We start from the raw sequence: 9,691 nt of genomic DNA on the forward strand, positions 1-9,691 counted from the left end.
AAACAATATTTGACAAAAATATTGTCGTAATTACAAAGAATAATACTACACCTATCATATCTAATAAAACAGATATAAGTGGTGAAGATATTATCGATATATCTCCTGATAAATGCTTTAGCATTAAAGGTGTAAAGCTACCTATCATAGCTCCTACAATCATATTAATCCATACGCAAATACCTATTACTATAGCCATATTCCAGCTATTTAAAATCACTCTAGCCATCAATCCTATAATAATAGAGCATACTATCCCTGTAATTAAGCCTACAGCACCTTCCTTTAGTACTGTTTTAAAGTCGATATCTTCCTCATCGTTATTAGACAATTTCATTATCGTTAAAGAAGAAGATTGCATTCCGACGCTTCCACCCATAACTAATATTACTGGCACAAAGCATAAAAATTTAACATAAGTTAAACCTTCTATGAAAGTAGCATTAGTGAGTATCATCGCAGTAAACAATCCACCTATTACTATAAGCAATAACCAAGGTATTCTAGCTCTGACTGATGAAATTATTTGTTCCATCATAGTAGAGTCAGGTTTTTCTGCTACGTCTCTTTCATGTTCAGAAGATCCAGCTAATTTATATAAATCCTCTGTAGCTTCCTCCTCCATGACATCTATTATATCATCGACAGTTATTATACCTTTTAGTACATTATTTTTATCTACAACTGGAATAGCCAATAAATCGTACTTAGATACTAATTTTACAGCCAATTCTCTATCGTCATCGTCGAAAACTGATATTATATTTTCACTCATCAAATCTCCAACTACAACAGAATCTCTAGCTGTAATCAACTCTCTAAGAGATAATACCCCTACTAGCTTTTCGTCGTTATCGATAACATATATGTAGTAAATAGTTTCAGCATCTTCAGCATTTTTTCTCATATGCTCAATAGCTTCCTTAGCAGTCATATTTTCATTGACTTCTATATATCCAGTTGTCATTATACCACCAGTTGATTCTTCTTCATATCCTAGAAGATGTTTTACATCCTCTGCATCCTCTTTATTAAGTAAGTTTATTATTCTCTGTCTTTCATCGTCTTCTAGTTCACTTAATATGTCTGTCAAATCATCTAAAGACATCTGTTCTAAGATATTTCTACCGTGTTCTACATCTATTAGAGAAAATATTGATCTAAAAAATTCAGGTCCACTTTCCTCTAAAATAGACGCAGACATATCAATTGGTAAAACTTCAAAAAGCTTCACCTTCAGCTCTTCGTCTAAGTCTTCCATTACATCAAAGATATCCATAATATGATATTCTTCTAATAATTCCCTTAGTTCCAATACTTTATTATTTTCTAATAAATCGAGTACCTGTTCTAACAACAGATTAGAATCATTGTTTTTCCTATCCATATAATCCACCTTTATTTATCATTATATCCAAAATCACTGATGTAATTTTGTAAATTTCTCCAGTTTTCTTTTACCTTTACCCATAATTGAAGATTTATCTTTGATCCTAATAAAAATTCCATATCTTCTCTCGCTGATTTTCCGATACCTTTTAGCTTTCTACCATTTTTGCCTATTATTATCCCCTTGTGAGATTCTCTTTCGCAGTAAATTACAGCAGATATATCTACTATATCCTTGTCTTTTCTAGATTTCATTCTCTCTATTTCTACGGCAACTCCATGTGGTACCTCATCGTCTAAATAATGTAGAACTTTTTCTCTTATCAGCTCTGAAACTAGTACTCTCTCTGGTTGGTCTGTTATCATATAATCAGGGAAGTACTTTGGTCCTTCTTCAAGGTATTTTTCTATTACCTTTAGAAGTTCATTTATATTTCTTCCTTTAAGAGCTGATATTGGAACTATTTCTTTAAATAATTCTTCCTTTGAGTATAAATTCATCAAGTCAAATAGCTCAGCTTCTTCTAGTTTATCTATTTTATTTAAAACTAAAACTACTGGAGTTTTTATCCCCTTTAAATCTTCTATGATTTTTCTATCTCCAGGTCCTATTTTTTTTGAATCATCTACTACGAATAATACTAAATCAACATTTTTGAATGCATCTGTTGCTGATTTTACCATAAATTCGCCTAATTTATTTTTGGGTTTGTGTATACCTGGTGTATCCAAAAATACAATTTGACATTTTTCATCAGTGTACACTGCTTGAATTGTGTTTCTAGTAGTTTGAGGCTTATCACTCATTATGGCAATTTTTTCTCCCACTACATTATTCATTAATGTTGATTTTCCTACATTTGGTCTACCTACTATACTAACAAATCCTGATTTGAACATTTACATTTTCTCCTAACTTATTGTATTTTACTAATTTTTTATTTTTTGTCATTGCTTAAAAGTCACCTTTAGCAAAATAATGTGGTAATAAATCCTTTATATTTGTTTCTATTATATCTCCTTTTGAACTTCCAGTTATTACTTGTATATCATCTGCAAATTCAACTATTACTTGTCTGCATATTCCGCATGGCCATGTCGGTTGATTCTTATCAGAATTATCCGATGCTATTGCGATTTTTACAAATTTACTTTCGCCCTCTGAAATAGCTTTAAATATTGCTGTTCTCTCAGCACAATTAGTCGCTCCAAAGCTGGCACTCTCTATATTACATCCTGTATAAACTTTTCCATCTGATGTCAGTAATGCTGCACCTACTCTAAATTTTGAATAAGGTACATATGCATTTAATCTCGCTTCTTCAGCTAATTTTAATAATTCTCTACTGTCCATAAAGTCCTCCTAAAAATTTACGATAAAATTATAGAATACTTCGATTTCATAATTTTACCATAGCATTATTATTATAACACAAAGATTTGATTAACGATTATTTATTTACATTAATTAAAATTTTTTAATAAAAGTTAAATATTTTTATTTGGAATACGAGCATAGCTATCAATATTCCCAACAAAGCTCCTGCAACTGTCTCCCAAAATGTATGTATTTTGCCCTCAATTCTACTCTGTGCCACCAAAACAGCCATTATATATCCTAAAACTGCAGCAATTGGATTTTCGACCATCATAGTTATAGCTGTCGCAAGTGCAAATGCAAGTGCTGCATGACCGCTTGGCATTCCTCCCTGAAGTGGAGTTCCTGTAGCAGTCAATGCTTTAACTACAACTACTGCAATTAAAACCAATACAATACATATCAGGGTTACATGAGGATCCGATTTTCTAATCGATACTATCACTGATTGAGAAAAAAGCACAAATTTATCATAAAAAATCAAATATCCCACAGCCACTGCATTTAGTGAGGAAATCAAAACTCCACCAGCCGCAACATCCTTCGCAATCTTTGCTAGTGGATGAATTTCATTTGTAGTCAAATCTACAGCATTTTCTACAGCCGTATTAAACATCTCTGATACTATTACTAAGCTTATAGAAAGAAGTAGTATCATCATTTCTACCCTGCTTAAATCTAAAAATAAACTTATTAAAAGTACCAATACAGCGGTAATATAGTGAATTTTCATATTTCTCTCGTGCTTGAAGGTGTATATAACACCTTCAATAGCTGCATTAAATGCTTTTATAATATTTTGGCGTGGTTTGTTTCTTTTCATAAAAACCTACTCCCTTGTTATTCCTAACTTGTTTAAAATATGTTCTTCCTTTTGTCTCATTTCTTTAGTATGCTCTTCAGTATCGTGGTCATATCCTAGTAAATGGAACATACTGTGGCAAACTAAGAAGCATACCTCTCTTTCAAAGCTATGGTTATACTCTCTGCTTTGTTCAAAGGCTCTCTCTAGAGATATTACTATATCGCCTAGAGATTCTTCTCCAAATTCTACATCGAATTCATCCTCTACTAAAAGTGGAAATGATAATACGTCTGTAGCTCTGTCTATTCCTCTATACTCTCTGTTTAATTGATGTATTTCTTTATTATCTACAAAAGATAAGCTTACTTCATAATTGTCGTCATAATCTTCATAATCTAAACATTCTAATATAATATCTTTTATTTTTTCTATTAAATCTTCACTAACTTCTAATTTATCCTGTCTATCGTCTATTATTAATTCCATATGTTCACCTACTATTTAATATTTTTAAAGCTCTATATTATTTTATTATCTTCTAGAGTTTTTTGCATTCTTTTCTTTTTCTCTTTTACTTCTTTTATATTCTTCTCTTTTTTCAAACTTTTCATAAGCCTTAATTATTCTTTGAACTAATTCATGTCTGACTACGTCTTTTTCTGTAAGCTCTATTTTACCTATACCTCTTACATCACTCAATATATTAGTTGCTTGAATTAGACCACTTTTTTTGTTATCTGGTAGGTCTGTTTGAGTTATATCTCCTGTAACTACTGCCTTAGATCCAAATCCAAGTCTTGTCAAGAACATCTTCATTTGCTCTGGAGTTGTATTTTGAGCTTCATCTAGTATTATAAATGCATTGTCTAGAGTTCTACCTCTCATAAATGCAAGTGGAGCAACCTCTATAGTTCCTCTTTCTAGGTATTTATTTACTCTATCTCCACCTAACATATCAAATAACGCATCATATAGTGGTCTTAAGTAAGGGTCTACCTTATCCTTTAAATCTCCAGGTAAAAATCCCAAGCTTTCCCCAGCTTCAACTGCCGGTCTAGTCAAGATAATTCTGCTTACTTCATCCTTTTTAAATGCGCTTACTGCCATAGCGACTGCCAAATAAGTTTTACCTGTACCAGCTGGACCTATACCAAAAGTTATGTCATTTTGATTTATAAGCTCTATATACTTCTTTTGACCTAGAGTTTTAGGTTGAACTGCCTTTCCCTTTTTAGTCACTACGATAACATCTTCTAATTCCTTTATCTTCATTTCACTACCTTCTAATAGCAAAGATAAACTATACGTCACAGATTGTCTATCTAGTGATTTTCCATTAATGACTGTCTCTTGCAATTCTGTCATCAATTTATAGGCTAAGTCTACGTTTTTTTCTTCGCCCATTAATACAATATTTCCTTCTCTTAAAATAACATCGATACTCAATGTATCTTCTATCAATTTAATATTTTCGTCAAAATTTCCAAATATTTCTCTTTCAAATTCTTGCTCTTCTATTAAAAATTTTTTTTGTACTATCAATTAAATTGTGCCTCCTTAAAATGTTTATCATAAGTAATTTTTAATTTATTGATTACTTTGCTCATTGTCGTCTTTTTTATTTTTATCGTACTCGTTTTTTACATCATCTATAGGTCTCTTCTCTGGATTAGATGGAACAGGCTCTCCATCCTCGCTTTTACTTTTTTCTTGCAAAATTTTATTTATTTCTGTTTTATTTAGAGAATATACTTTTGATATATCTTCACTTGCTTGTACTGTTACAATATATTCTAACATATTTTTGTCTACTTTATGTTTATAATTTACATCTCTTATTTTTGCAGATGCTGGCATCATGTAGTACAAGTCCTTCAAAGCCTTTTGTTTCAATTCCTCCTTTAACTTATCTACATCTATTTTTACATTTTTCTTCTCAACCTCGTAAAACGTGCTTATCAAAATTTTTATTGGAAAAGTATAATTTCCCAATTTAATTTCCTTCGTATTATTTTCAATTATATAGTTCTTATATTTTATATTTCTCATTATTTCGTATTTATTATCATAGAAAGTTATGGTATAAACATTTTTGCTCTGTCCTGTCTTTTTATTTTGCGTCTCTATGTAAGGCTTTTTTTGAGTGCTTTCATAAAAAGTACTAGCCCAAACTTCAGGCATAGACGATGTATCAGCTCCTTGAATAAGCAAATCTCCTTTTTTTACTATATCTCCAACTGATACAACTGCATCTCCACTTCTAGCGATTACTTTTTCTATTATACCATTTTTAGATGCTATAATATTGCAATAATTAGAATTTACCTTTTGAGTTTTTTCATCGTCTTTCTTTGTGACTGTTACAAATACATTTGTTCCATTTACATTTATAGATAAATAAGCCACCTCATCTATTTCTTGCATTATATGATCTCTAATAGTCTTTCTATCTATGCTTTTTTTATAGACACCTGGCTTTAATCCGCATTCTTTTAATTCCTGTTGTAAAACTTCCTTGTCTATTCCCTCTGGACAATCTATGTATATATCTGTTACAAATTGAGTCGTAGTTAAAAGTAATAAAAGCGATGCAATACCTGCAAGTAACATAATTTTATACCTATATACTCTCTTTACTAGAAATGGAATTCCAGTCTTTTGTTTTATTTTTACATCAAATTTATTACCTCTATATATATTTTTTATTTTTTTAAAATCATTTCTAGATACACTAAACTCTACCTTTGTCCTGTTTATCCTAGTTACGTTGTAAATAGAGATCTTATTTTTACAGATAAAATTTAAATATTTTTCTGTATCTATCCCCTCTACAACTAATACATAATATCCCTTTATATAGTTAATCAACTCATTTCCCCCTCTAATCGACATATTCTAGAGAATATATTATTCCCTTTATGCCTATTTCACCCTCATTTATATATTTCAAAACTAATTTATCACCTGTTATTTTAACTATTTTTTCCTTTGTTTTTATTCTTATTAAATTATTATCGTATTCAACTATATTTAAATAATTTTCTATACTCAAAAATTTATTGCTGACTATAGTGACAATCGGCTTTACAACCTGTAAATCTGATGATATATCCATAAAATACCTCCCTTAAAATCGATTTCTCCATATATTTTATGAATTTTATAATCTATAAATGTGATATTTAAATAAAAAAATACTACCTCATATTTAGGTAGTCCAAATTTGCTTAAATTATTTATTTAATATCCAAATAAAATAGTTTAAAACCATCGCGTATGTAATCCAAATTAAATAAGGTAGATTGAGTAGAGCTGCTTTTATATTTACATTAAAAAACGTATATATCATCGCCATTAAAATCAACAGTAATATAAAAACTTCTACTAATGCTACAAACCTCAAACTTAGTCCAAAAAATAAAACGCTCCATAAAAAATTTAACGCCAATTGAAGGTAGTAAAAAAACGAAGCCTCTCTTATCTTTTGAGTACTCTTTTCAGACTTTATTACTATGTAGTAAGATATTCCCATCAAAACATATAAAATCGGCCATACTATTTGAAATACATCGCTATCTGGAGCAAAATCAGGCTTTATAAGCTGTAAATATTGAATTTCAAAGGATGTTTGGGATATCAAGGTAGATATCAAAAAACTCAAATAACCTATTAAAATCGGAATTAAGACACATATAATAAATCTCTTTATTTCTTTTACTGATATAATCAAGCATTTCACTCTCCTAACAATTATTTATAATAATTATGTAGGATATATATAATATATGACTTTAATTCTTCATCAAATAGGTTGTGTAAATTTTTTATTAAAAGCTTAGATTTTTAGCTATTGAGCTATTTCTATAATTTTTATCACCAGTCACATCTTTAACTAATTTAATAAATGGTGGTAGCTCTACCTCTTCATCTATATCATTAATTTTTATCTCAAGAACTGCATACTCTTCGCTAAATGAATATACATCTAATTCAAAATATTGATTTTTGTAAATAAAGCAATATCTCACTTTAGAAATTTGATGTAGTGAAGTATCCGTCTCTGATAAATAAGCTACATATTCATCTGGAGTAATTTTATATTCCTTTTCGATACGCTCTACATTTGAAACATCTCTTTTTTCAGTATAATAAAATGTAAAGCCTTCTTCTTTATTTCCCTTTTGACGAACTCTTCTTTCAACGTTTTCATCCTTTTTAATTAGGTAAGTTTGAATTATATTTGAAGCAGAACTACATCCCATTTTATCTATATCCTCTTGAGTTGGTTTTTCGATTAAAAATTTTCTCTCTATTTTTTTAGGCAGCGGTTCTCCTAGAAGATTAAATACTTCCTCGACAACTCTATCAACCTTTCCTGAAAAATCAGTTGAATTATCAAAAACTCTCAAATGCGAATGTCCTATCCATGCTTCCAAAGTTCTCTTGTCCTTTACGATAGCTTCTTCAGGAGATTCACTTCTAGCAGCATTGTTTCCAACATCTTCTTTTGTCGGATCATTCCATAGATAAAATTCCTCTGCTCCATCAGCTGCAGTTACCAAGTGGAATACAGCATCGTAATAGTCCATAACCTCAGAGAACGTTAAATTTCTCTGTTGCAGCATTTTTTCCATAATATCTCTATCGACATAAGCTAGACAATCTAATACTCCTCTATCGTAAAAAATCACCAGCTTATCTGGGTCGCAGTAATCGGCCATCTTTTCATAAAGCTTTTCCTTTGCTAACTGCTTATCTAGTACAAACTCTTGAAAATCTATCATTGAAATACAATCACCTGGTTTAATCCCAGTTAAAATCAACTCTGTAGGTGTCTCTGGCACTATGCACACATGAAATCCTCTATCCTGCAATATATTTTCTAATAGCGACATAATAGATGATTTTCCAGCTCCTGGTCCCCCTGTAATACAAATTTTCAACATATTCCTTCCCCCTGATTAGTAAACTTTTTTATAGTTTAATTCTATCTTAATTATAAAAAAATATCTATTTTGAAAACGTAAAAAGGCCTAGAATTATATTCTAGACCTTTTAATCTATTGTAAGTTTTTTCTAACTAATTCATTTATTAGCTTTCCATCTGCACGCCCTTTTACTTTAGGCATTATAGACGACATAATTTTCTTCATATCCTTCATAGAAGTAGCTCCTACTTCAGATATAGTAGAAATTACGATTTCGTTTAGTTCTTCTTCGCTTAATTGTTGAGGTAGGTACTCTTTTAAAACTTCTATTTCAGCTTCTGCTTGACTTACTAAGTCATCTCTATTAGCTTTTTTGAATTCTCCTAGAGAATCTCTAGTTTGTTTTAATAGTTTAGCTATAAGATCTGTTATTTCAGCATCTCCTAGCTCAACCCTATTATCAACTTCATATTGCTTAATTGAAGCCCTAATTAAAGTTACTACTGATTTTCTAGTATTATCTTTGTTTTTCATAGAAGACTTAAGATCTTCTTGTAACTTTTGTTTAAGGGACATTCCCTTCACCTCTTTATTTCATATTACTATCTTTTAGCATTTTTTCTTCTAGCTGCTTCAGCTTTTTTCTTACGTTTAACACTTGGTTTGTCATAGTGTTCTCTTTTTCTTACTTCTGACATTATGCCAGACATAGCGCATTGACGTTTAAATCTTCTTAAAGCACTATCTAATGATTCATTTTCTCTTACTCTTACTTCTGACATTCTTTTTCCCTCCCTCCGATTTCGCGAATTATGTATAAAGTCACAAAGGCCCTTACAAAAACCTCTGCAATTTCATACTTGTATATTATAAACTATATTTATACTTTTATCAAGTCTTTTAATTAAATATACAAATGAAATATTAATACACAAGAAAATCTTCACTTAAAAATCAGTAAAATTTACTATTTCGCTTCTTTTTCATACATTGGAAGCTTTTTACCAGCTAATACATGGAAATGAATATGTTTTACTTCTTGGCCACCATCGTCGCCACAGTTATTTATTATTCTAAATCCTGCATCTGCAAAACCTTTTTCTTTTGCTATTATATTAATGACTTTGTGAATATGTGCAATAATATCCATATCTTCTTGATTTCTATTTTCTGCGATTTCTTCTTCCGGTT

The 9,691-nt window shown here is 30.4% G+C and carries 13 protein-coding genes; all 13 read right to left on the reverse strand.

Annotated features, from left to right (window positions below):
• The coding region (gene mgtE / locus ACI3VO_RS16180; protein WP_439758904.1) for a magnesium transporter at nt 1-1,387 on the reverse strand (1,387 nt) is incomplete at its 3' end.
• An 11-nt stretch (nt 1,388-1,398) separates the two neighbouring features.
• Nucleotides 1,399-2,289 carry a GTPase Era gene (era, locus tag ACI3VO_RS16185; protein WP_320924686.1) on the reverse strand — a complete coding sequence of 297 codons (891 nt, stop codon included), beginning with the start codon at nt 2,287-2,289 and terminating at the stop codon, nt 1,399-1,401.
• A gap of 55 nt (nt 2,290-2,344) precedes the next feature.
• Nucleotides 2,345-2,743: a cytidine deaminase gene (locus ACI3VO_RS16190; protein ID WP_320624943.1), complete on the reverse strand. Its 399-nt coding sequence runs from the start codon at nt 2,741-2,743 to the stop codon at nt 2,345-2,347.
• Nucleotides 2,744-2,867: 124 nt separating this feature from the next.
• Complete coding sequence (locus tag ACI3VO_RS16195) at nt 2,868-3,590, reverse strand: diacylglycerol kinase (protein ID WP_439758905.1); 723 nt, start codon at nt 3,588-3,590, stop codon at nt 2,868-2,870.
• Between the two features lie 6 nt (nt 3,591-3,596).
• A complete protein-coding gene (gene ybeY, locus ACI3VO_RS16200; RefSeq protein WP_439758906.1) occupies nt 3,597-4,058 on the reverse strand; it encodes an rRNA maturation RNase YbeY in 462 nt (153 codons plus the stop codon).
• A gap of 45 nt (nt 4,059-4,103) precedes the next feature.
• A complete protein-coding gene (locus tag ACI3VO_RS16205) occupies nt 4,104-5,114 on the reverse strand; it encodes a PhoH family protein (protein WP_439758907.1) in 1,011 nt (336 codons plus the stop codon).
• Nucleotides 5,115-5,159: 45 nt separating this feature from the next.
• A complete protein-coding gene (gene yqfD, locus ACI3VO_RS16210; RefSeq protein ID WP_439758908.1) occupies nt 5,160-6,440 on the reverse strand; it encodes a sporulation protein YqfD in 1,281 nt (426 codons plus the stop codon).
• Nucleotides 6,441-6,453: 13 nt separating this feature from the next.
• A complete protein-coding gene (locus ACI3VO_RS16215; protein WP_439758909.1) occupies nt 6,454-6,687 on the reverse strand; it encodes a YabP/YqfC family sporulation protein in 234 nt (77 codons plus the stop codon).
• Between the two features lie 117 nt (nt 6,688-6,804).
• Entirely contained in the window at nt 6,805-7,302 is a 498-nt protein-coding gene (locus ACI3VO_RS16220; protein WP_439758910.1) for a TspO/MBR family protein, read from the reverse strand.
• Between the two features lie 97 nt (nt 7,303-7,399).
• The gene (locus tag ACI3VO_RS16225) at nt 7,400-8,518 is read right to left on the reverse strand and encodes an AAA family ATPase (protein ID WP_439758911.1); all 1,119 of its coding nucleotides are present in this window, start codon (nt 8,516-8,518) and stop codon (nt 7,400-7,402) included.
• 114 nt (nt 8,519-8,632) lie between these two features.
• Nucleotides 8,633-9,076 carry a GatB/YqeY domain-containing protein gene (locus ACI3VO_RS16230; RefSeq protein WP_320624455.1) on the reverse strand — a complete coding sequence of 148 codons (444 nt, stop codon included), beginning with the start codon at nt 9,074-9,076 and terminating at the stop codon, nt 8,633-8,635.
• A gap of 26 nt (nt 9,077-9,102) precedes the next feature.
• Nucleotides 9,103-9,282 (reverse strand): 30S ribosomal protein S21, encoded by a 180-nt coding sequence (gene rpsU / locus ACI3VO_RS16235; RefSeq protein WP_002844447.1) that lies wholly within the window; start codon nt 9,280-9,282, stop codon nt 9,103-9,105.
• A gap of 185 nt (nt 9,283-9,467) precedes the next feature.
• Nucleotides 9,468-9,691 (reverse strand): HIT domain-containing protein (locus ACI3VO_RS16240; RefSeq protein WP_439758912.1); only part of this gene is annotated, 224 nt, incomplete at its 5' end.

Source organism: Intestinibacter sp. (assembly GCF_051866655.1).
In the GTDB taxonomy this organism is placed as follows: domain Bacteria; phylum Bacillota; class Clostridia; order Peptostreptococcales; family Peptostreptococcaceae; genus Intestinibacter.

Coding starts and splice junctions, on each gene's coding strand:
- era (WP_320924686.1), bottom strand. CDS start 2,289: ATGTTCAAATCAGGATTTGTTAGTATAGTAGGTAGACCAAATGTAGGA.
- ACI3VO_RS16190 (WP_320624943.1), bottom strand. CDS start 2,743: ATGGACAGTAGAGAATTATTAAAATTAGCTGAAGAAGCGAGATTAAAT.
- ACI3VO_RS16195 (WP_439758905.1), bottom strand. CDS start 3,590: ATGAAAAGAAACAAACCACGCCAAAATATTATAAAAGCATTTAATGCA.
- ybeY (WP_439758906.1), bottom strand. CDS start 4,058: ATGGAATTAATAATAGACGATAGACAGGATAAATTAGAAGTTAGTGAA.
- ACI3VO_RS16215 (WP_439758909.1), bottom strand. CDS start 6,687: ATGGATATATCATCAGATTTACAGGTTGTAAAGCCGATTGTCACTATA.
- ACI3VO_RS16225 (WP_439758911.1), bottom strand. CDS start 8,518: ATGTTGAAAATTTGTATTACAGGGGGACCAGGAGCTGGAAAATCATCT.
- ACI3VO_RS16230 (WP_320624455.1), bottom strand. CDS start 9,076: ATGTCCCTTAAACAAAAGTTACAAGAAGATCTTAAGTCTTCTATGAAA.
- rpsU (WP_002844447.1), bottom strand. CDS start 9,282: ATGTCAGAAGTAAGAGTAAGAGAAAATGAATCATTAGATAGTGCTTTA.